Here is a 22,079-nt window from a genome sequence, read left to right on the forward strand (position 1 = left end):
CTAGTTTGCGAGCCCGGCGTGAATGAAGCCACCATCCACGGCCAGCACCTGGCCGTTGACGTAGCTCGCATCCGGCGACAGCAGGAAGGCGACGGCGGTCGCGATCTCGCGCGGCTCGCCGTAGCGGCGCTGCGGCACGCGCGCGCGCCACTGGCGGCGTACGTCGTCGGTGTGTACCGAGCGTGCCAGCGGCGTATCGATCGGCCCAGGCGCGATGGCATTCACACGGATTCCGCTCGGCCCCAGTTCGTTGGCGAGAACCAGCGTCAGCAGGTTCTGCCCGCCCTTCGACGCGCCGTATGCGGCGCGGCCCTTGTTGCCCGTAAGTCCGGAAACGGAGGTGATGTTGACGATGCCGCCTTCCTTCCCGTCGCGCAGCCACAGCCGTGCGGCAGCGCGCGCGACGATGAAGGTACCGGTGAGATTGACATCGACGATGCGGCGAAAATCTTCCACGCTCGTCTCGACGGCCGGGCAGTCCATGCCGATGCCGGCGCAGTTGACAACGCCGGCAAGCGTCTCCTCGCCCGCGACGACGGCCACCGCGGCTTCGACCGCACCCTCGTCGGTGACGCTCAGCGCATGGCCCCGCGTCCGCGCGATGCCAAGGGCGTCGCAAGCCTCATCCAGCGCTTCCCGTTTGAGGTCGAACAGATGCGGGGTCCAGCCACGCTCTTGGAGAACGCGGGCGGTTTCGAGCCCGATGCCGGACGCGCCGCCGGTGATGATGACGGCGCCGCTCAAGCCGCCGGCTCCAGTTCGCCCCGTTTGGCCAGTTCCTCGCGGATCAGCTTCTTGGCTATCTTGCCATAGGCGGATTTGGGCATCTCGCTCCAGAACACGAACCGCTTCGGCATCTTGTATCGGGCGATGCGTTCTTCCAGCCATGGTCGCAGGTCGATGTCGGCGGGTAAGAACCCGTCACGCGGCACGCACACGGCAACACCCACTTCGCCCCAGACAGGATCTGGGACGCCAAGCACGGCCACCTCGCTGATACCGGGATGCAGCAGGATCTTCTCCTCGATCTCGCGCGGATAGATGTTCGAGCCGCCCGATATGTACATGTCGGACGCGCGGCCGGTGATGTAGACGAAACCGTTCTCGTCCATGTGCCCAAGGTCGCCGGTGCGGAACCAGCCGTTTCGGAAGGCCTTCGCGTTGGCTTCAGGGTTGTCGTAGTAGCCGGCAAAAACGGCAGGGCCGACGACGCAAATCTCGCCGGTCTCGCCGGCCGCGACCTCCTCGCCCTTATCGTCCTGGATTTCGACCTGCATGCCGGTGCGCTCGAAGCCGCAGGTGCCGATACGGGTATGCGGCCCGTCTTCCAGCGAATGCAGCGCCGGCGGCAGGACGGTTATGTTGCCCGTCACCTCGCCCAGCCCGAAATACTGCACCAGCACCGTCCCCAGCGCCTCTAGCGCGCGCTTCTGATCGGCACGGTACATCGGCGCGCCGGCATAGATCACATAGCGCAGGGAGGAATGATCGACGCGGGCGACGGCCGGGTCCTCCACCAGCATCTTGAGAATTGTCGGCACGGTGAAGAGGTTCGTGACACGCCAGCGCTCGATCAGCGACCAGATCGCGCCGGCTTCGAACTTGTCGGACGCCGACAGGATCGTCTTGACGCCATGCGCAACCTGCACCAGCTGGTGGACGCCGGCACCGTGCGACAGGGGCGCCACAACGATGGATGCGTCACCCGGACCGGTGCCCGGCATGAGGTCGCAAAGATGGTTGGTCACGACGAAGCCCATCTGGCCGTGGGTGAGCACGGCGGCCTTCGGCCGCCCGGTCGTGCCCGAGGTGAAGAAGAACCAGCAGGGATCGTCGCGATCGACCGCCGCAGTCTTTACCGCCCTGCCCTCATGGCGCGCGACGATTTCGTCGTAGCCCTCGCCGAAGGGCGCTTCGCCGATGGCGATGACGAAGTCGAGTGCGGGCGAAGCCTCCTTGCATGTCCTCGCGTGTTCGGGGAACGCGGCCGAGCAGATCATGCCGCGCGCACCGCTGGCCTGGGCCAGCCAGGCGACCTCGTCGGGCGTTTGGCGGAAATTGGTCGGCACCCACACCGCGCCGACGCGGAAGCAGGCAAACATGGATTCGAACATCTGGTTGCAGTTGGCCGACTGCACGAGGATACGGTCGCCCTTCGACACGCCGAACTCGGTCGCCAGCGCATGCGCCATGGCGTTGACGCGCGCCTCCATGCGCGCCCAGCTCCACGTCTTCTCGCCCCAGACGAAGCCGATGCCGTCGGGATCGCGCCGCGCGGCCTGCGTGAGGAAATGCGACAGGTTCATTACCCGCGTCGTACTGGGTGCGACGCCGCCTGCTGCGCTCATTTCGACAGTCTCCTTTCAGCGGGCCGCGCGGCACCATTGTCGCGCGCGGAATGTCTCGATGCGAACATCTGCGCCAGCTTGCCCTCGACGAGGCGCGCTTCCTGCAGCAGGTAGCCGGCCAGCTCGCCCTGTCGCGCCTCTTGCATGCGGCTGTCGATGGCCGCGATGCTGAGCGCGCCTGCGATACGGTTCTCCGGCGTTTTCAGCACCACGCCGACGCCCCACGAATTTGCAAAGATCAGCCCCGGATTGAGCGCGTAGCCCTTGCGTCGCGTGGTCTCGACATCCTGCCGGATTCGCTCGGCCGGGAGCATCGGATACTTTTCTAGAAGCACCTCGGCATTGGCGGCAAGCGCGGCATCCACCTCGTCGTCTGGCAGCGCTGCTAGCATGGCAAGAGAGCCGGCGCCTACCCCCAGCGGGTGTTCGAAACCCGCCTGCAAGGCATGGGTGCGCACGGGATAGGTGCCTTCCTCGCGGTAGAGGCAGACCGACCACATGTCGCGCCGCACCGAGAGAAAGCTGGAATCCTCGGTCTTCTTGGACAGCCGCAGCAGGCTCTCCATCGTTATCTGAAGCAGCCCGAACCGCCGCGAGGCGAGGCTGCCGATCACATAGGCCTCCTCGCCCAGATAGTAGCGTCGGCTCTCCGGGTCCTGATCGACCATGCCTGCGCGCATCAGTGCCAGAAGCAGCCGCCGGCAGGTAGGCTTGTTGAGCCCGCTTTCCTCGACGAGATCGGACAGCGACACGCCCCGGTCGGCGTGCCGGCCGACCATCGAGAGCAGGCCAAGCGCGCGATCCACGCTTTGCGAGCCGGTGGCGTCCCTGTCAGTCGCGCGTAGGGATGACATGGTCAGGCGAACTCCGCGACCGCGCAGCTCTGCCCGCCATCGACAGGCAAACAGACGCCGGTGATGAAGCGCGCATCGTCGGATGCGAGGAACACGGCAGCGGCCGCCACGTCCCACGCCGTGCCCATCTTGCCCAGCGGCACCATGGCGTTGCGCGCGGCAACCATCTCGTCCACCGAGCCGTACTGGCCGGAAATCTGCTTGTAGATCAGCGGCGTGTCGATGAGGCCGGGCATGATGCAGTTGGCGCGGATGCCCTGTCGCGCGTACTGCATGGCCAGCGCCACCGTCGCCTGGTTCACCGCCGCCTTGGTGGCGTAATAGGCGAAATAGGGGTAGCCGACATAGCGGATGGCAGCCAGCGACGAGATGTTGACGATGGCCCCGCCGCCCGCCTTCAGCATGTGCGGCAGCACCGCCTTCGCCGTGCGGTAGACCGGGCCGATATTGAGGTCGAGCGCGGCCTGAAATTTCTTTTCGTCCAGTTCCACCGGCCCGCCCATATGGGTGACGCCGACATTGTTGTGCAGGATGCCGATGCCGCCGAAAGCCTCAGCCGTCTTCGTAGCGGCAGCCTCAATGGAAGCGAGATCCGTCACGTCGGCGGCGATGGCGATCGCCTCGAAACCTTCGTCGCGGATGATCGCCGCCGTTTCCTCAGCCGCCTCCGCTACGAGGTCCACGCAGGCCACCCGCGCACCCTCGCGCGCGAACGCGACGGCTGCAGCCTTGCCGTTGCCCCAACCGGGACCGGACGAACCAGCGCCGAACACGATGGCGGATTTTCCCTGAAGACGACCTTTCAATCCATGCTCCAAATAGTGCGATGACGCTGCCATCGGCCTGAAAGCGGGTTTGCGCCTTCAGGCCGACGCAGGTTCCGGTCAGCCGAGATCGGCGCCGACTGCCTTTTCGAGGATCGCCCAGGCGTCTTCGCCATAGGTGGACTTCCACTCCGCGTAGAAGCCCGCATCAGTTAGCTTCTCGCGGAAGGACGCGGCATCCGCCTCGTTGATGGCCATGCCGTTCGATTCCAGTTCACCGCGCAGGCCTGCGTTCAGCTCGGCCACGTCGGCGCGCTCGTTCAGCGCCGCCTCGTCGATGTTGCGCGCCACGATCTCGCGCACGTCCTCGGGCATGCGCTCCCATGCGCGCTTGTTGGCGAGGAACCAGAAGCCGTCCCACATGTGGTTGGTGAGCGAGAGGTACTTCTGCACCTCGAACAGCTTGGCCGTCGAGATAATGGCGAGCGGATTTTCCTGGCCATCGACGATACCGGTCTGCAGCGCCGAATAGACCTCGGCGAAGTTGATGCTGGCGGGTGCGGATTCGAACGCGGCGAACATTGAGGTCCACAGCGGGCTTACCGGCACGCGGATCTTGAAGCCCTTGAGATCGTCCGCCGTGGCGATCGGGCCGACCGACGAGGTGATCTGGCGGAAGCCGTTGTCCCAGATCTTCTCCATGACGACGAGGTTCGACTTCTCGATCTCGCCGCGCACATAGGCGCCCAGTTCGCCATCCATTGCGGGCCACACTTCGTCGTAGCTCGGGAAGGCGAAGCCAATGCCACTGATCGAGGCGTTGGCGACGAGCGTGGACAGGATCAGCGGCGACAGCGTGAAGAACTCGACGCCGCCCGACCGCACCTGGCTGAGCATGTCGGTGTCTGCGCCGAGCTGGTTGTTCGGGAAGATCTGGATCGCGACGCGCCCGCCCGTCTCCTCGCGGATCTTGTCCATCGCCTCCTGCGCGCGCACGTTCATCGGGTGCGTCAGCGGCAGGTTGTTGGCGTATTTGTAGTTGAACTCGGCCGCCTGTGCGCCGGCGTATCGGATCGTGCTGACCAGCGGCACGGCCGCCGCCCCGAGCATCAGTGTTCTGCGGTTCAGTTTCATGCAGGTTTCCTCCTTGGTTGCATGTGTGTTGACTGTCAGAGATAGGCGATCGACAGGGCCGGCACGGCTGCGATGATGAGCAGGCCTACGACGAGCGCGCCGAGATACGGCCAGATCGCTCCCATGGCCTCGTCGGGCGAGACCTGCCCGATCTTGCAGGCGATGTAGAAGCCGATGCCGATGGGCGGGGCCATCAGGCCGATGTTCATCGCGGTGACCACAACCATCGCGTAGTGCACATCGTGGATGCCCATCTGCTTGGCGATGGGGAACATCAGCGGCGCCATCAGCACGATTGCCGGCAGGCCTTCGAGCACGCAGCCCAGCACGATGAAGACGACGATGGTGACCAGCATGTAGGTGAACCAGCCGCCCGGCAGATCACGCATGTAGCCTGCAAGCTGATGCGCGAAACCGGTCTGGGTCAGCGCCCATGCCATGGCCGACGCCGTTCCGAGGATCAGCAGGATCGCGCCCGACAGGGCGGCCGTCTCGACCAGCATGCTGTACATCTTGGCAGGCCGGATGCCGCCATAGAGCACGATGCCGATGATGAAGGCGTAGAGCACGGCGATGGTGGAAACCTCGGTGGCAGTGGCTATGCCGCCACCCACGGCGCCTCGGATGATGAAGGGCAGGAGAAGCGCTGGAGCGGCGATCAGCAATGCTGTGCGGATGACCTTGAACGAGGCGCGCTGCACGCCTTCCATGCTTTCGCCGCGCGCCTTCCAGCGGGCCAGTACCGCCAGCGCGAGCAGCAGCACCATGGCGATGACGAAGCCGGATGTGAACAGCGCCGCGATGGAGACGCCCGCCACCGACCCCAAGACGATAAGCACGATGGAGGGCGGCACCGTGTCAGCCATGGCGGCGCCAGTCGCCAGCAGCGCGATCATCTCCTTGGGCTTGTGGCCGCGCCGCTTCATCTCGGGAAACAGCGCCGGCGCGACGGTCGCCATGTCGGAGACCTTGGAGCCCGAAATGCCCGAAACGAGGAACAGCGAGCCGAGCAGAACGTAGGACATGCCGGCCTTCACATGCCCCAGCAGCGACGCCATGAATTCGACGATGGCCTTGCCCATGCCGGTGGCGTCGAGAATGCAGCCGAGCAGCACGAAGATCGGCACGGACAGCAGGATGAGGCTCGACATGCCCTCGTCCATGCGGCCGATCATCACGATCATCGGAACGTGGGTGGAGAAGGTGAGGAAGGCGATGGTGCCCATGCCGAAGCAGAACGCGATGGGCACGCCGAGCACGAGGCAGAACGCCGCCACGCCGACGAGGAAAATGAGGATGTTGCTGTGGCCAAGGCCGAGAAAGACAGGCGAAAGCAGCCATCCGACCACGCCGAGCGCGGCTACGACCGCAACCGATTTGGCGATGTCTGCCATGCTGGAACTCGCCAGCAGATGCTTGATCGCGACCAGCAACATGAGTGCGAGACCAAGCACGATGGCCGAAACGCGATAGCTGACCGGGATTTTGAGCGCGGCGGAGGTGACATAGGATTCCTCGCGCACATATTCGACGGCCGGCAGGATCAACGCGGCAAGAACGGTGATGGCGATCACTAGCGCCAGCGTGTCGACAAAGCCGCGCAAGCGCTCCGGAAACAGCGACAGGAAGACTGTCAGCCGCAGATGCTCGTTGCGGTCGACGGCAATGGCGGCGCCGAGCATGGCCAGCCAGAGGAAGGAAATCGAGGCTGCCTCGTCCACCCAGACGATGGGTGTGTGCAGCACGTAGCGCGCCACCACGCCTGTCAGCAGCAGGCTGACGATCACAAGCAGCAGCGCGGCCGCAACGACTTCCACCGGCCGCATCAGCGCCGAGCCCGGCCGCGCACCGACGACCTCCGCCTGCGTTTCGATAGTCAGCGCTTCCTCGTTGGCAGACGCCATCGCTATGTCTCCTCCCGTAGGCCATCCGGGCGGGGCCGCCGGATGCCATGGCAGGCGAAACACCGGCTTCCGACCCGTCGAAGGGCCGGCCCTCCCGCCGGTTCGCCTGTCTTTTCCATTGCACCGATCAAGTGATCCACAATATGGACCATCGATACATAGTTTCCAGCCTTTGGTTACACAGAATCGATAGCAGCGCAATAAGTGATTGCCTCTTATGATCCACAATATGGATCACACTCCGTGACACCTCGCTCGGCTCAACTTGCTCACCTGTGGATGCAATCTTTTAGTGCAATCTTATACAACTTTCGAGTGCATCGCTGATCTACACTTCGCAGAGGTCCGCCTGCTTCAATTGCCGCATGGGCAAGCATTTCTTATCGAGGCGATTGATCGACGGGCTCCGCTCTCAACGGGCGGGTACAGCTGCAGTCGAATTCGCGCTGCTATGCCCGCTCTACCTGTTCCTTCTTCTGGGGATGAGCGCCTACGGCATCTATTTCGGCGCAAGCCATTCCGTGCAGCAGCTCTCGGCCGACGCAGCGCGGGCCGCAATTGCCGGCGCAAACGCGACCGAACGCAGCACACTGGCCGCCGGCTTCATCCAGCGAAACGGCAATGGCTACGCCTTCATCGACCCGGCCATGCTGGCCGTCACCGTCGGCGACAGCACGACTGACCCCGGCCAGTTCGACATTCTGCTGAGCTATGACGCGCGACACCTGCCGATCTGGGCGCTCTTCGACGGAATCGCAATGCCCGGCCAGACCATCGAGCGTCGATCCACCATCCGCATCGGAGGCATATGACGTCTTCACTTCGCCCGAAGGCGCGAGCCATCCGCCGGTTGCTGCACGACGGCTCCGGCCAGTTCGCGCTGATGACGGCAATCATGACGCCCGTCGCGATCACGCTGGCGGCGTTCGCGGTCGACGCCGGCTCGCTTTACGTGGAGAAGCGGCAGGCGCAAGCGCTGGCCGACCTTGCCGCCATCACGGCCGCTGCCAACATCGACAGGGCGCAACTGGCTGCGCGCACTACGCTGCAAGACAACGGCGCAGGCGACGCGCCGGGCGACAGCCTCGTCGCCACCACAGGGCACTACGACCCGGTCGCACCGGTCGGAAACCGCTTCGTCGCCGGCGGAATGCCTGTCAACGCGGTGAAGGTGGAATATCGGACCACCGGCGCGCGCTACTTTGCCGGCGCGATCATCCCGCCACCACCGATTGGCGTCTCGGCCGTCGCTGCCACTTCGGCAGACGCCGCTTTCTCCATCGGCTCGCGGCTTGCGGCTCTCGACGGTGGCGTCGTCAACGCGCTGCTGGGCGGGCTCACCGGCTCCAGCATCTCGCTCTCGGTGATGGACTACAACGCGCTGCTGAACGCAGATGTGAGCCTGCTTGCCTTTCTCGGAGCGCTGGCCGTGGAACTGGATCTCACCGCGGCAAGCTACAACGAGGTGCTCGGCGCCGACGCGACCATCGGCCAGATCGCACGCGCATTGTCGAAGACGCCGGGCCTTCCCGGCGACGTGCGCTCCGCGGCCGCCCACCTCGCCGCGCAAGCAAGCGGCAATCTGGCACGAACGCTCCGGCTCTCGCGGCTCATCGAGGTCGGCGGCGGTAGCGGTAACCTGCTGTCCACCGCCATCGAGCAGGTCGGTGCGCAGGTTAACGTGCTGGAACTGCTGACCACCAGCGCCATCGTCGCGGGACACGGCCGGCAGGTGGCACTGAACCTCGGCGCGAGCGTTCCCGGCCTGCTCGCCACGACGGTCGAACTCGCCATCGGCGAGCCGCCCCAGCATGCACCTTGGTTCCGCATCGGCTCCGGCGGCGAGGTGGTGCGCACGGCGCAGACGCGGCTGGCGCTGACGGCGGAAATCGGCGGGCTTGGCGGGCTTTTGGGCACACGCATCCGCATCCCGCTCTATCTGGAACTGGCCTTCGCCGAGGCGCGGCTTGCCAGCGTTACCTGCCCGTCGGGCCGGGCCGACAGCGTTCGCGTAGCGGTCGATGCACGCCCCGGCATTGCCAACCTCTACCTCGCCGAAGTGGATCGCACCAAGCTGGCGGGCTTCGCCAACCCGATGGCGCGCTCGCCGGCACGGCTCATACAGATGCCACTCGTGAACGTGACCGCACAAGCCCACGCCGAGATCGCCGAGACGGGCTATCGGACGCTGAATTTCACCGCTGCCGACATCAGGGCGCGTACGCCAAGGCAAGTATCGACGCAGGAGATAACGTCCTCGCTGACGAAATCGCTGTTCTCCAGCCTGTCGCTCGACGTGAACGTGATTGGACTTGGCCTCGGCCTGCCGTCGAACCTGACGGGACTGCTCGGCCAAACGGTGGGAGCGGCCGCACCCTCGCTGGACGCCGCCCTCGCACAGGTTCTTTCCACGCTCGGCCTTTCGCTCGGGCAGGCGGACGTGCGTGTGCATGGCGCAAGCTGCGGCCGCGCGGTGCTAGTGCAGTAGGTGGGAGCAGGCTCCGTCTAGGCAGCGACGATCGCCCAGCCTAGCGGCGGCAGCGCCGTTTCCGCGACGACCGTCTGCTCGGCGCCAAAATTGAACATGCACAGAAGCCGTTCGCCGTCGGCCTCGCGCACGAAGGCGAGCACGTCGTCGCCGTGGCCGTCTAGAATGGTGATGCTGCCGCGCGTCAGCGCCGGGCTTGCCTTTCTCATGGCCAGCATCCTGCGATAGTGGTGCAGCACCGAGCCCGCATCATTCTCCTGAATCTCTACCGCCTTGCCGGCGTGCGCTGCTGGAACAGGCAGCCAAGGCTTGCCACTCGAAAAGCCGCCGCTGGGTGCTCCTGCCTCCCACACCATCGGCGTGCGGCAACCGTCCCTGCCCTTGAAGCCCGGCCAGAAGCGGATGCCGTATGGGTCACGCAGATCCTCGAAGGCGAGTTCGGCTTCGGTCAGGCCGAGTTCCTCGCCCTGATAGAGGCAGATCGACCCGCGCAGGCAGCAAAGCAAAGCTATGGCGAACCGTGCGACGGCATCCGTGTCGCCGCCAGGTGGTGTGAAACGCGAGACGTGGCGGATCACGTCGTGGTTGGAAAACGCCCAGCATATCCAGCCGTCGGGTGCGGCCGCCTCGAAATCCTCCACGCATCGGCGCAGATGCGCGACGGAGAAATCGGGGCTGAGCAGGTCGAACGTGTAGCACATGTGCAGCTTGTCGCCGCCTGATGTGTAGGCCGCGACCGTGCGCAGCGAGCGGTCGGCATCGCCCACCTCCCCCACCGAGGCACGCGCTCCATACTCGTCGAGCAGTGCCCGAAACCGAGCCAGAAAAGCGAGATTTTCCGGCTGCGTCTTGTCGTAGAGATGTTCCTGATAACCGTAGGGATTGGTGTCGGGCACATCGTGAGCCGCGCCCGGCCGGAGCGCCGGGTTGTCGCGCAGAAGCTTGTCGTGGAAATACATGTTGACGGTGTCGAGCCTGAACCCGTCGACGCCGCGCTCCAGCCAGAAACGCACCGTATCCAGCAGCGCATCCTGCACCTGCGGATTGTGAAAGTTGAGGTCGGGCTGCGAGGTGAGGAAGTTGTGCATGTAATACTGACGGCGCACGGAATCCCACTCCCACGCCGGCCCGCCGAATATCGAGAGCCAGTTGTTCGGAGCGATGCCGTCGGGCTTCGGGTCTGCCCAGACATACCAGTCTGCCTTTGGGTTCGTGCGGCTCGTCCTGCTTTCCTCGAACCACGGATGCCGGTCGGAGGAATGCGACAGCACCTGATCGATGATGACCCTGAGCCCCAGCCGGTGCGCTTCCTTCACCACCGCGTCGAAATCAGCCAGCGTGCCGAAAAGCGGATCGACGTCGCAATAATCCGACACGTCGTAGCCCATGTCGGCCATGGGCGAGGTGAAGAACGGCGACAGCCACACAGCATCGACGCCCAGCGAGGCGGCATGGTGAAGGCGCTGCGCCACGCCCCGCAGATCGCCCAGCCCGTCGCCCGTCGTGTCCTGGTACGACCGCGGATAAATCTGGTAGATCGTGCAGCCCCGCCACCAATCCGCGTCAACCACCGGCCGTTTCCTTTCCTGCTATCGTCACGTCGTCAGGCCCGATCGTGACCCGCACGTCACTCAGAACCATAACCAGCGACCGCCGGGCGGGGTCTCCCCAGTCGGCGACCGTCATGGGTTCGCCGTCCTCGCGCAGCCACCGCACGTCGCCCTCGCCCAGAAGCGTGGTATCGCGCAAGACGGCATGGCGCGAGCGCAGTTCGCCCAGTTCTCGAACGAATGCTTCCAGGTCGCGGTCGCGCCCGGCCCAGTCCAGCCAGGTGATTTCGTTGTCCTGTGCGTAGGCGTTGTTGTTGCCGCCCTGCGTGCGGCCGAACTCGTCGCCCGCCGTCAGCATGATCGCCCCGCGCGAGGCAAACAGCAGCGCCAGCAGGGCCTTCAGGTCGCGCCTGCGCAGGGCGACGACACTGGTATCGCCGCTCGGCCCTTCGACGCCGTGGTTCCACGAGAGGTTTTCACTGTGGCCGTCGCGGTTATCCTCGCCATTGGCATGGTTGTGCTTGTGTTCGTAGGCGACGAGGTCAGCCAGCGTCATGCCGTCATGGGCGGCGAGGAAATTGACGCTGCGCGACCGCTCGCCGGTGAAGATGTCGGAAGAGCCCGCAAGCCGTGTCGCCAGCCGCCCGATCATGCCGGGATCGCCGCGTTGGAACCGGCGCACATCGTCGCGGAACATGTCGTTCCATTCGAGGAACGGTGCGGGGAAATTGCCAAGCTGATAGCCGCCGGGGCCGATGTCCCACGGCTCGGCGATCAGCACCCGACTACCGATTTCCGCATCCTCGACCATAGCCCGCAGCAGGGGCGCAGCAGGGCGGAAGCCGGAGGCATCGCGCCCGAGGATCGGCGCGAGGTCGAAGCGGAACCCGTCCACCCCGGCATAGCGGATGAAGGCGCGCAGGGTATCCAGCACGATTTCATGCACCATCGGATGGTCGCAGGCGACCGTGTTGCCCGTGCCGGTATCGTTGACGAGCCGTCCCTGACCATCGTGGCGATAGTAGGCCCGCGCGTCGAGCCCGCGCAGCGACAATGTCGGGCCGAGCACGTCGCTTTCGGCCGTGTGGTTGAAGACGAGGTCGAGGATGACGCCTATTCCCGCCTCGTGCAGCGCCGCCACCGTCTCGCGCAACTCCTGCCAGCCCCCCGGGGCAAGGCGCGGGTCGAGCGCCATGAACGAGATGGGGTTGTAGCCCCACGCATTCTGCAAGCCCAGCGACGGCAGGTGCCGCTCGTCCATCCACGCGGTGATCGGCATGAGCTCGACGGCCGAAACGCGCAAGGCCCGCAGATGGTCGATGATGGCCGGATGCGCGAGCGCACAAAGCGTGCCCCGCTGTGCCTCAGGCACCTCCGGGTGGCGCATGGTGAAAGCGCGCACGTTGATCTCGTAGATCAGCCCGCCCGGCTCGAAAAGCGGCGGGCGAAGCGGCAGATCGGGAAGTTTGCAGACCACTGTCTTGGGCATCAGCGGGGCGGTATCGCCACCCTCCCCGCGCGGCGCGGCAAGGCGCGCGTCGTAGCGATAGGGCCGGTCGATCTCCAGCGCATATGGATCGACGAGCAGCTTGTCCGGATCGAACCATAGACCGCTTTGCGGCTCGTAGGGTCCGTCGGCGCGAAAGCCGTATCGCGCGCCCACCTTCAGGCCCGGCACGAACACCGAGTACACACCGCCCTCGTCCTGTGTCATTTCCATGCGCGCAGATTCGCGGTCCTGATCGTCGAACAACGAAAGCCACGCCCGTTCGGCCGCGCCCGACCAGACGGAGAAGCGCACACCATCTGCCTGCACATGGGCGCCGAGCCGTGCTTCCCGCATCTTCAGGTGATGACGCTCGGGCTCGGGCGGCCGGTATGCTTGCGGATCCCTGCGATCCTGTCGGCCGCCGCGATGAGGTCGGCAAGCGCTGCCTGCGTTTCCATGTCGTGCCTTGAGGGCTCCGGCTCGAAGCGCTCGATATAGACGCGAAGCGTCGCGCCGGACGTGCCGGTGCCTGACAGCCGGAACACCACACGCGAGCCGCCCTCAAACAGCACGCGCACGCCCTGGTTTGCGCTGACGGAGCCGTCCACGGGATCGAGATAGGCAAAGTCGTCGGCCGTGGCGACCGTCAGCCCCTCGACACTCGATCCGGGCAAGGTCGCCAGCTTGCCGCGCAGCGCCTCCATCAGCGCGTTGGCGTCGTCGGTGTCCACGCCCTCGTAGTCGTGGCGCGAATAATAGTTGCGGCCGTAGGTTGCCCAGTGCTCGGTGACGATCTGCCTCAAGCTCTGCCTGCGCACGGCCAGAATGTTGAGCCACAGCAGCACGGCCCAAAGCCCGTCCTTCTCGCGCACGTGGTCGGAGCCCGTGCCCGCACTTTCCTCACCGCAGATCGTCGCCAGCCCGGCGTCGAGCAGATTGCCGAAGAACTTCCAGCCCGTCGGTGTTTCGTAGAGGCCGATGCCCAGCTTCTCGGCAACGCGGTCGGCCGCGGCACTCGTCGGCATCGAGCGCGCGATGCCCTTGAGACCGGCGCTGTAGCCGGGGGCGAGATGCGCATTGGCCGCCAGCAGCGCCAGCGAGTCCGACGGCGTGACGAAGATGCCCTTGCCGATGATGAGATTGCGGTCGCCGTCGCCATCAGAAGCCGCGCCGAAATCCGGCGCGTTCTGCGACATCATCAGGTCGTAGAGATCGCGCGCATGGACGAGATTCGGGTCCGGGTGATGGCCGCCGAAATCCTCAAGCGGCACCGCATTGCGCGCAGTGCCCGGCTCCGCGCCAAGCCGCCTTTCCAGGATTTCCACCGCATAGGGCCCGGTCACCGCGTGCATGGCGTCGAACACCATGCGGAAGCCAGACGAAAACAGCGCGCGGATGGCGTCGAAGTCGAACAGGATTTCCATCAGTTCGGCATAGTCGGTGACGGGGTCGACCACCTCCACCGCCATGTCTCCGGCCGAAAACACGCCGGTTTCGTCCAGATCTATGTCCGGCAGGTCGGCGATGGCGTAGCGATCGATCTCGCGTGTGCGCGCATAGATCGCCTCGGTGATCTTCTCCGGCGCGGGGCCCCCATTGCCCACATTGTACTTGATGCCGAAATCCTCGTCCGGCCCGCCGGGGTTGTGACTTGCCGAAAGCACGATGCCGCCAAACGCGTCGTTCTTGCGGATGAGGTGCGAGGCTGCGGGCGTGGACAGAATGCCACCCTTGCCGACGATCACCCGGCCGAAACCGTTGGCGGACGCCATCTTGATCGCCGTCTGGATCGTCTCCCGGTTGAAGAAGCGGCCGTCGCCCCCGATCACCAGCGTCTCGCCTCGATAGCCCGCAACCGAATCGAAGATAGACTGGATGAAGTTCTCGACGTAGTTCTTCTGCTGGAACACCGGCACCTTCTTGCGAAGGCCTGACGTGCCGGGCTTCTGGTCCTGATACGGCGTGGTCTCGACGATCGAGATCATCGGCTGTGTCTCTCCTGTTTATGCGGCAATCGAGCGGTACAGCTTGACATAATCCTTCGCGCTCGCTTGCCAGGATACATCCGCTTTCATGCCCTGTTTTTGCATCGCCGGCCAAGCCCCGTCGTCCCCAAACACGCCGACAAGACGCCACACGGCATCGACCAGCGCTTCGCCGGACTCGGGCGCGAACTGGAAGCCGGTGGCCACCCCGGCCGCGAGTGCTGCATGGTTCGCGTCCACGATCGTGTCGGCAAGACCGCCCGTGCGCGCCACCACCGGCACACAACCGTAACGCAGGCCATAAAGTTGCGTCAGGCCGCAAGGCTCGAAGCGCGACGGGATGAGGATCGCGTCAGCCCCGCCCTGCAGCAAATGCGACAGCCCTTCGTCATAGCCGACGACCACGCCGACACGGCCACGATGGCGGGCCGCACCCGCAAGAAGCACCCCTTCAAGGCCCTGGTCGCCAGCGCCGAGTATGGCAAGGCGCGCGCCTGCGGCGACGATGCGGTCCAGCTCGGCGGCAAGGATGTCCATGCCCTTCTGCCACGTCAGCCGGCTGACGACACAGAGCAGCGGCCCGGCGTCATGGTCGAGGCCGAAGCGCGTCTCAATCGCATGGCGGTTGGCACTGCGGTGCTTAAGCGTACGCACCGTGTAGCGCGAGGCCAGATGGGTGTCCGTCTCAGGGTTCCACTGGCCGGTGTCGATACCGTTGAGGATGCCGTGAAGCTGGCCGGCGCGCAGGTTTAGCAGCCCGTCGAGGCCCATGCCGAATGCCGGCGTGCGGATTTCACTGGCATAGGTGGGGCTGACGGTGGTGATGGCGCTTGCTGCCTGCAGCCCCGCCTTGAGGAACCCGACGCCGCCGAAATATTCGACGCCGTCCAACCCCATGGCATGGGCAGGCAGGCCCAGTTCGGCAAATATCGAGGCCGGAAACTGCCCCTGGAATGCCAGGTTGTGCACGGTAATCACCGAGGGTGGCGCGGAAGCATCCCCATAGCGCAGATAGGCTAGCGTGAGGGCCGCCTGCCAGTCGTGCGCATGCACGATATCTGGCCGCCATCCCGCAATCGCGCCCCCCGCAACGTCTGCGGCAGCGCGGGAGAAGGCGGCGAACCGCTTCCAGTTGTCGGGCCAGTCGACGCCGCCCGCATCGCCATACGCGCCGCCGGGGCGGTCGAAGAGATGCGGCGCATCCAGCACCAGAAGGTCGAGCCCGTCGATCTCGACGCCCAGCACCTTCGCCTTGCCGCCGAACAGATCCGGATAGCTATGCAGCGCCCTCGCCCTCTTCGGCAGGCGTGCGACGACGGAAGGGTAGCCCGGCAGCATCGTTCGCGTGGAAACGCCGAGCCCAGCGAGCGCGCCGGGAAGTGCACCGGTCACATCGGCCAGCCCGCCGGTCTTGATGAGCGGAAAAACCTCGGAGGCGACGGAGAGGATTTTCACGCGTGGCCTCCGGAACCGTTATCAGTAATGCGGTTCAACTGTAGCGATCCCAAATTCAGTCCAGCCTGTCGATCATAGTCTGGGTGATAAGACACACGCCCTTTTCCGTTCGGCGGAAGCGCTGTGCGTCGAGCTTGGGGTCCTCGCCAACGACCAATCCTTCGGGGATCTTCACGCCCCGGTCGATGACGACGCGGGTCAACTGCGCGTTGCGGCCCACATGGCAGTTGGGCAGCACCACCGCCTCGTCCAACGAGGAGAATGAGTTGACCCGCGCGCCGGTGAAGATGAGGCTACGCCGCAGAGCAGCGCCCGAGATGATGCAGTCGCCCGCGACCAGAGACGAGATGGCAGAGCCGCGCCGGCCTTCTTCGTCATGCACGAACTTTGCCGGCGGTTTGATCTCCGCATAGGTCCAGATCGGCCAGTCTCGATCGTAGATGTCGAGTTCCGGCGTGATGTCGGTGAGGTCGATATTCGCTTCCCAATAGGCGTCCACCGTGCCCACGTCGCGCCAGTAGGCCTCGCGCTCGAAGCTGGAACGCACGCACGATTTGGCGAAGCGATGCGCCACCGCCTTACCGTTCTTGACGATGTAGGGGATGATGTCCTTGCCGAAATCGCGGCTCGACTGAGGGTCGGATGCGTCGCGGCGCAACTGGTCCATCAGGAACGCGGTGCGGAAGACGTAGATGCCCATAGATGCCAGCGCGTAATCCGGCTTGTCGGGAATGGCGGGTGGATCGGCCGGCTTTTCCACGAAGGCGATGATCCGGTCCTTTTCGTCCACGTGCATGACGCCGAAGCCGGTCGCCTCCATGCGCGGCACCTCCAGGCAGCCAATGGTCACGTCCGCACCCTCATCGACATGCTGGCGCAGCATCAGTTCGTAGTCCATCTTGTAGATGTGGTCTCCGGCAAGGATGACCATGTACTCGACGCCGTAATCCTCGATGATATCGGCATTCTGGAACACCGCATCGGCGGTACCCTCGTACCATTGCGTTTCGGAGACGCGCTGGCTGGCAGGCAGGATGTCGAAGCTTTCGTTGCGCTCCGGCCGGAAGAAGTTCCAGCCGCGCTGGAGATGGCGGATCAGCGAATGGGCCTTGTATTGCGTCGCGACCCCGATACGGCGGATGCCCGAGTTGAGCGCGTTGGACAGCGCGAAGTCGATGATCCGCGTCTTGCCGCCGAAATAGACGGCGGGTTTGGCGCGTACATCGGTAAGCTCGGCGAGCCTGCTTCCGCGCCCGCCTGCCAGCACATAGGCCATCGCGTCGCGAGCCAGCGGCTGTGGTCGTTTCTGCTCCATCGTTCCCTCCTCCTCCCGACCTTTTACGGTACGTATTCCAGCATGATCGTCGCCAGCGGCGGCAGCGTCATGCGCGCCAGCCCTCCCGACGCCTCGACCTGCCCCCCATTGCCCTTGCCGCCACCGCCGTAGTCTTCGGCATCGGTGTTGACGATCTCGCGCCACGTGCCGTCGGCAGGCAGCGGCACGGCATAGCTCTCGCGGATGACGGGTGTGAAATTGGAGATGACAGCCACCAGTGGCGCATCAGGCGCGCTGCGCAGCCATGCGAACACGGAGTTCTGCGCGTCGTCGGCGATGAGCCACCGGAAGCCCTCCGGCTCGCAGTCGCGTGCGTGCAGTGCTGGCTTGTCGCGATAGGCGCGGTTCAGATCGCGAAGGAGCCTGCGCACGCCTTCATGCGCCGGCGCTCCGAGCAGGCCCCAATCGAGCGCGCGGGCCTCGCTCCACTCGCGCCGCTGCGCAAATTCCTGCCCCATGAAAAGCAGCTTCTTGCCAGGATAACCCCACATGAAGGCGTAATAGGCGCGCAGCGTCGCGAACTTCTGCCAGTCGTCGCCCGACATCTTCGACAGGAGCGTGCCTTTGCCGTGCACGACCTCGTCGTGGGAAAGCGGCAGTACGAAGTTTTCCGAGAAGGCGTAGAGCAGTCCGAAGGTGATGTCGTTGTGGTGATGCTTCCGGTGGATGGGCTCGCGCGCCATATACTGCAGCGTGTCGTGCATGAACCCCATGTTCCACTTGAAGCCGAAGCCAAGCCCGCCTTCGTGCACCGGATGCGAGACCTTCGGCCACGACGTGGATTCCTCGGCGATCGTCATGACGCCGGGATGCGCGCCGTAGACGGCAGCGTTCATCTCCTGAAGAAAGGAAACAGCTTCTAGATTCTCGCGCCCGCCATGCTCGTTGGGTATCCACTCGCCCGCCTTGCGCGAATAGTCGAGGTAGAGCATCGAGGCGACCGCATCGACCCTCAGTCCGTCGAGATGGTATTTCTCGGCCCAGAACAGAGCGTTATTGACGAGGTAGGACATCACCTCCCGCCGGCCGAAATTGTAGATCGCGGTGTTCCAGTCGGGATGGAAGCCTTTGCGCGGGTCGGCATGTTCGTAGAGCGCGGTGCCGTCGAACATGGCGAGCCCATGCGCATCCGTGGGGAAGTGCGCCGGCACCCAGTCGAGGATCACGCCGATGCCCGCCCTGTGCGCCCCGTCGATGAAGCGCGCAAAGCCCTCCGGCTCGCCGAACCGCGCCGAAGGCGCATAGAGCCCGGTTGTCTGGTAGCCCCAGGATGGGTCGTAGGGATGTTCGGTGATCGGCATGAACTCGATGTGGGTGAAGCCCATATCGACGACGTAGGGGATCAGCCGTTCGGCCAGCTCGTCCCATGAAAGGAACGCATCACCCTCGCCCCTCTGCCAGGAGCCGGCGTGTACCTCGTAGATCGAGACCGGCTGGCGGCGATGGTCGGCGCTGCGCCAGAAGTCGCGGTGTGCCCCGTCGCCCCAATGATGCGCGGGCGGATGATCGGTGATCGAGCCCGTCGCGGGGCGCAGTTCGGCGCGGAAGGCGAACGGGTCGGCCTTGAGTGGCACGCGCGACCCCTTCGCGCCGACGATCTCGTATTTGTAGATGCGGCCCGCGCCGATATCCGGCACGAAGACCTCCCATATGCCGGTATCCAGCCGCTTGCGCATCGCATGGCGGCGACCGTCCCAGTCGTTGAAGTCGCCGACGACGGATACCCGCCGGGCGTTGGGCGCCCATACGGCGAAGTGCACGCCGCTCGCTCCCTCGTGGTCGATGATGTGCGCGCCCAGCTTGTCGAACAGCCGCAGATGCGACCCCTCGCCGATATAGTAGTCGTCCATCGGCCCAAGCACCGGCCCGAAGGAGTAGGCGTCGGTCACCCACCACTCGCCGGCCGCGTTGCGAGCACGGTATTTCAGGGGCTGGCGTTTGCGGATGGAAAGCTTGCCGTCGAAGAAGCCGCCATCGTGGCGCCGGGTCAGCTCGCCGGCTTCCTTGCCGGCCAGTGTGAAGGCTTCAACACTTTCGGCGTGGGGAATGAAGCAGCGGGCGATGAAACCCTTGCCGGATTGATGCACGCCCAGGACGGCGAAAGGATCGCCATGCGAACCTGACACAATAGCGTCGATATCGCCGCGAGGCGTGATTTCAGGAACCTGCTTGCTGGCCCTGGTCCTCCCGGCTGGGGTCATCGAGACGCGGCCTTCTCCTCCACACAACTCACTCTACGCACGAACTATGCCCTCCGTCACGCGGGCACTTTCCAGATCTCCCGCGCATATTGCCGGATCGTGCGGTCGGACGAGAACCAGCCGACGCGCGCCGTATTGCGGATCGCCATGGCAAGCCAGCGCGGGCTGTCGCGCCACAACTCGTCGACATGGCGCTGCGCGTCGGCGTAGGCGTCGAAATCCGCCGCGACCATGAACCAGTCGTGGTCGTAGAGCCCGCCGATCAGCTCCTTGTAGCGGTCGGGATCGTCTGGCGAAAACACGCCGGACGAAATCGCCTCAAGCGCCTGTCTCAGCTCGGGCGAACCCTCGATCACCGCGCGGGGCTGGTAGCCGCCGGCCCTGCGCTCGGCCACTTCCTGCGCGGTGAGGCCGAAGATGACGATGTTCTCTTCGCCCACGCATTCGCGGATTTCGACATTCGCACCGTCGAGCGTACCGATGGTCAGCGCGCCGTTGAGCGCGAACTTCATGTTCCCGGTGCCCGAAGCTTCCAGCCCCGCCGTCGATATCTGCTCCGACAGGTCGGCGGCCGGGATCATCACCTCGGCGGTCGAGACGTTGTAGTTGGGCACGAACGCGACCTTCAGCAGGCCGCGAACCGACGGGTCGCTGTTGATGACGCGCGCGACATCGTTGGCAAGCTTTATGATGAGCTTGGCATTGTGGTAGCTGGGCGCGGCCTTGCCGCCGAAGAATTTGACGCGGGGAAGCCAGTCTTTCTCGGGATGCGAGCGTATCTGGTCGTAGAGCGCCACCGCCTCGATGATGTTGAGCAGCTGGCGCTTGTATTCGTGGATGCGCTTGATCTGGATGTCGAACAGGGCGGACGGATCGAGCCGCAGTCCCATGCGATCGGCCACCAGACCGACCAGCTTTTCCTTGTTGGCGCGCTTGACGCCGGCGAACCGCTCCTGAAACGCGCTGTCTCCCGCGAAGGCATCGAGCTCCTTCAGCGCGTCGATGTCGTCGAGGAACCGCTCGCCGATGGCGTCGCGGATAAGATCGGTGAGGCCGGGGTTGCACTGCATCAGCCAGCGACGCGGGGTGATGCCGTTGGTCTTGTTGTTGATGCGTGCGGGATAGAGCCTGTGAAGGTCGGCGAACACAGTCTCTTTCATCAGGTCGGTGTGCAGGGCCGACACGCCGTTGACCGAAAATGCCGCGACAAAGGCCAGATTGCCCATGCGCACGCGTCGCTCGCCGTCTTCGTGGATGAGCGAGATCGCCCGCACCTGCTCGTCGGAAAAATCACCCGTCGAGCGCACCTTGAGCAGCACCTCGGCATTGATCGCGTAGATGATCTGCATGTGGCGCGGCAACAACCGCTCGAACAGCGGCACTGGCCAGCTCTCCAGCGCCTCGGGCAAAAGCGTGTGATTGGTGTAGGCGAAGGTGCGGCACGTGATGTCCCACGCAACGTCAAAGTCGTGGCCGTGAACGTCCATCAGGAGACGCATCAGCTCGGCCACCGCGATGGCCGGGTGCGTGTCATTGAGATGGATCGACGCCTTTTCGGGCAACGAGGTGAGGTCCGGATATTGTGACAGGTGCCGCCGTACGATGTCCTGTATGGACGCGGCCGAGAAGAAATATTCCTGCCGCAGCCGCAGTTCCTGCCCGGCCTGATGGCTGTCGGCGGGATAGAGCACGCGCGTGAGCGCCTCGGCCTTGTTGCTCTCGCGCAGCGCCCCGATGTGGTCGCCCGCATTGAAGGCATCGAGCAGGATCGGGTCGATCGGCATCGCCGACCACAGCCGCAGCGTATTCACGCGCTTGCCGCGCCAGCCAACGACCGGCGTGTCGAACGCGACGGCGAGAAAGCGCTCCGTCGGCTTCCACACATGGCGCTCCAGTCGCCCGTCCTTCGACGTGACGGAGGTTACCGAACCGCCGAAGCCGACCTCGTATGCGCCTTCGCGCCGCTCGAACTCCCACGGATTGCCATGCTCCAGCCACGTTTCCGGCAGTTCAACCTGCCATCCGTCGTGAATTTCCTGCCGGAAGAGACCGTGGACGTAGCGAATGCCGTAGCCATGGGCCGGAATGTCCACGCTGGCCATGGACTCCATGAAGCATGCGGCGAGCCGTCCAAGACCGCCATTGCCCAGTGCTGCATCGGGCTCCAGCCCTGCGATGATGTCGATTTCCACGCCGTGGATCGCCAGCGCCTCGCGCATCTGGTCCATCAGCCCGAGATTGGAAAACGCATCGCGCATCAGCCGGCCGATGAGAAACTCCATCGACAGGTAGTAGACGCGCTTGTCGCCCCGCTCGTAGGCGCGACGGGTCGATTCGATCCACCGATCGACGACTCGGTCGCGCACCACCTTGATGGACGCAGTCAGCCAGTCGTGCCGCGTCGCGACCGACGGCTCCTTGCCGACGCGGTACTTCAGGCATTCGATAATTTCGGCTGCGAGTTTCAAAACATCCGCCTTCTTGGCTGCCGGATTGGCGGATGCGGAAGATCTGGTCAAAGTCATCATGCCCCCGATATGCCCGGCCGATTGCGACCGCGCATGAGCGATT

Annotated in this window: 15 protein-coding genes; 2 read left to right on the top strand and 13 right to left on the bottom strand. The window is 64.8% G+C overall.

Annotated elements, in window-relative coordinates; genetic code table 11:
• The 6 genes from FY036_RS18985 to FY036_RS19010 form a co-directional block, all read right to left on the bottom strand.
• On the bottom strand, nt 1–744 hold the full coding sequence (locus FY036_RS18985) for an SDR family NAD(P)-dependent oxidoreductase (protein ID WP_235897718.1): 744 nt from the start codon (nt 742–744) through the stop codon (nt 1–3).
• Nucleotides 741–2,348: an acyl-CoA synthetase gene (locus FY036_RS24165; RefSeq protein ID WP_148916346.1), complete on the bottom strand. Its 1,608-nt coding sequence runs from the start codon at nt 2,346–2,348 to the stop codon at nt 741–743. Before FY036_RS24165 ends, FY036_RS18985 begins: the two co-directional genes overlap by 4 nt.
• Complete coding sequence (locus tag FY036_RS18995; protein ID WP_148916347.1) at nt 2,345–3,202, bottom strand: IclR family transcriptional regulator; 858 nt, start codon at nt 3,200–3,202, stop codon at nt 2,345–2,347. The genes FY036_RS24165 and FY036_RS18995 overlap by 4 nt, the downstream gene beginning before the upstream one ends.
• 2 nt (nt 3,203–3,204) lie before the next feature.
• Entirely contained in the window at nt 3,205–4,008 is an 804-nt protein-coding gene (locus FY036_RS19000) for an SDR family NAD(P)-dependent oxidoreductase (protein ID WP_148916348.1), read from the bottom strand.
• Between the two features lie 78 nt (nt 4,009–4,086).
• A complete protein-coding gene (locus FY036_RS19005; RefSeq protein ID WP_148916349.1) occupies nt 4,087–5,100 on the bottom strand; it encodes a TRAP transporter substrate-binding protein in 1,014 nt (337 codons plus the stop codon).
• A 35-nt stretch (nt 5,101–5,135) separates the two neighbouring features.
• Nucleotides 5,136–7,004, bottom strand: a complete 1,869-nt coding sequence (locus FY036_RS19010; protein WP_148916350.1) for a TRAP transporter large permease — start codon at nt 7,002–7,004, stop codon at nt 5,136–5,138.
• A gap of 392 nt (nt 7,005–7,396) precedes the next feature.
• Here FY036_RS19010 and FY036_RS19015 point away from each other — a divergent pair, with 392 nt between their 5' ends.
• On the top strand, nt 7,397–7,816 hold the full coding sequence (locus tag FY036_RS19015; protein ID WP_328593111.1) for a TadE/TadG family type IV pilus assembly protein: 420 nt from the start codon (nt 7,397–7,399) through the stop codon (nt 7,814–7,816).
• Entirely contained in the window at nt 7,813–9,492 is a 1,680-nt protein-coding gene (locus tag FY036_RS19020) for a pilus assembly protein TadG-related protein (RefSeq protein ID WP_148916352.1), read from the top strand. Before FY036_RS19015 ends, FY036_RS19020 begins: the two co-directional genes overlap by 4 nt.
• Before the next feature lie 17 nt (nt 9,493–9,509).
• Here the strand turns inward: FY036_RS19020 and bglA are convergent, their stop codons facing one another.
• The 7 genes from bglA to FY036_RS19055 are packed head-to-tail and all read right to left on the bottom strand — an operon-like array spanning nt 9,510 to nt 22,033.
• Nucleotides 9,510–11,063 carry a beta-galactosidase BglA gene (bglA, locus tag FY036_RS19025; RefSeq protein ID WP_148916353.1) on the bottom strand — a complete coding sequence of 518 codons (1,554 nt, stop codon included), beginning with the start codon at nt 11,061–11,063 and terminating at the stop codon, nt 9,510–9,512.
• Nucleotides 11,056–12,885, bottom strand: coding sequence for a glycogen debranching protein GlgX (glgX, locus tag FY036_RS19030; RefSeq protein ID WP_148916354.1), 1,830 nt, complete (start codon nt 12,883–12,885; stop codon nt 11,056–11,058). The genes bglA and glgX overlap by 8 nt, the downstream gene beginning before the upstream one ends.
• Nucleotides 12,886–12,887: 2 nt before the next feature.
• Entirely contained in the window at nt 12,888–14,516 is a 1,629-nt protein-coding gene (locus FY036_RS19035; protein WP_148916355.1) for an alpha-D-glucose phosphate-specific phosphoglucomutase, read from the bottom strand.
• A gap of 18 nt (nt 14,517–14,534) precedes the next feature.
• Nucleotides 14,535–15,971: a glycogen synthase GlgA gene (gene glgA, locus FY036_RS19040; protein ID WP_148916356.1), complete on the bottom strand. Its 1,437-nt coding sequence runs from the start codon at nt 15,969–15,971 to the stop codon at nt 14,535–14,537.
• Nucleotides 15,972–16,026: 55 nt separating this feature from the next.
• Nucleotides 16,027–17,286 (bottom strand): glucose-1-phosphate adenylyltransferase, encoded by a 1,260-nt coding sequence (gene glgC, locus FY036_RS19045; protein ID WP_148916357.1) that lies wholly within the window; start codon nt 17,284–17,286, stop codon nt 16,027–16,029.
• A gap of 23 nt (nt 17,287–17,309) precedes the next feature.
• The gene (glgB, locus tag FY036_RS19050; protein ID WP_148916358.1) at nt 17,310–19,508 is read right to left on the bottom strand and encodes a 1,4-alpha-glucan branching protein GlgB; all 2,199 of its coding nucleotides are present in this window, start codon (nt 19,506–19,508) and stop codon (nt 17,310–17,312) included.
• 56 nt (nt 19,509–19,564) lie between these two features.
• Nucleotides 19,565–22,033 (bottom strand): glycogen/starch/alpha-glucan phosphorylase, encoded by a 2,469-nt coding sequence (locus tag FY036_RS19055; RefSeq protein WP_148916696.1) that lies wholly within the window; start codon nt 22,031–22,033, stop codon nt 19,565–19,567.
• Nucleotides 22,034–22,079 lie beyond the last annotated feature (46 nt).

Source organism: Neoaquamicrobium microcysteis, assembly GCF_008180155.1.
In the GTDB taxonomy this organism is placed as follows: domain Bacteria; phylum Pseudomonadota; class Alphaproteobacteria; order Rhizobiales; family Rhizobiaceae; genus Aerobium; species Aerobium microcysteis.